1 protein-coding gene is annotated in these 1,079 nt (G+C 67.3%); it reads left to right on the top strand.

The genetic code is table 11. The features are described from left to right. Nucleotides 1-246 precede the first annotated feature (246 nt). A complete protein-coding gene (locus C5B96_RS16950) occupies nt 247-996 on the top strand; it encodes a PP2C family serine/threonine-protein phosphatase (protein ID WP_104246529.1) in 750 nt (249 codons plus the stop codon). Nucleotides 997-1,079 lie beyond the last annotated feature (83 nt).

The raw sequence follows: 1,079 nt of genomic DNA, 5'->3' as shown, positions 1-1,079 counted from the left end.
CCACCCCCCCGCCCGACCGCAGGAGGTACCCCGAGCACGCATTGCCGGGCACGGGGAAGGGGGCGGCGGTGCCGAGAACGGTGAGCTGCATCTCACCATCCTGCCCTGCCCTGGGTGTGCATCCGGCGCCTTGCACGCCGTTGATCGCGCCCCCGCCAGGGTTTGGGCCGAACCAGCGAGCCATGCTTGAATGGCAGACACTGCTCGGTCGACGGTCCGACGCCCCTTCGCCTAGGAGTACGACGAATGACTGAGCTGCACTCCCTCTCGGTCGCGGCGCTCGGCTTTCGCTCGGGCTCAGCAACCGACACGGGGCTTCGAAGAGCCGGCAACGAAGACGCCCTGTTCGCCGGGTTTCCGATCTTCGTCGTCGCTGACGGGATGGGCGGCCACGACGCCGGCGAAGTCGCAAGCGCCCGCGCTGTCGAGGCTTTCGCCTCGCTCGCCGGTGCAGCGCATGTCTCGCCCGCCGAGCTTCGAGCCGCTTTCGATGGCGCCGCTCGTGCGATCGCCGCCATCCTTCCCGGCGGCGCTCGGCGGGCCGGCACGACCGTCACAGGAGCAGCTGTCGCCGAGATCGACGGCGAAGCACAATGGTTGGTTTTCAACCTCGGCGATTCACGCACTTACCGGCTGGCGAACGACAGGCTCGAACAGGTGAGCGTCGACCATTCCGTCGTACAGGAGCTGGTCGATGAGGGCGAGATCGATCGAGCCGCAGCCGCCGTGCATCCGGGACGCAACATCATCACCCGGGCTCTGGGGGCCGGCGGCGTCTACCGGCCCGATTACTGGCTACTGCCGATCGAGCCTGGCGACCGCCTGCTGCTCTGTTCCGACGGTGTCTCCGGCGAGCTCGACAATGAGGAGCTTCGCGCCATTCTCGTCTCTCAGCCTGAGGCACAGACTGCGTCCGAGCTGCTGGTGAATGCCGCGTTGCAGCGCGGCGGGCGCGACAACCTCACTGCGGTCGTCGTCGATGCATTCCTCTTATAGAGGGGAGCAGAGCTTATAGAGGGGAGCAGAGCCCACCTTATAGAGCGGAGTAGCGCTCCTCTCACTGAGGCGGGGGCGGGGCG

Source organism: Subtercola sp. Z020 (genome assembly GCF_002931235.1).
In the GTDB taxonomy this organism is placed as follows: domain Bacteria; phylum Actinomycetota; class Actinomycetes; order Actinomycetales; family Microbacteriaceae; genus Subtercola.
The sequence above is the reverse complement of the archived record's forward strand: the minus strand, read 5'-3'. Positions and strand labels throughout refer to the sequence as shown.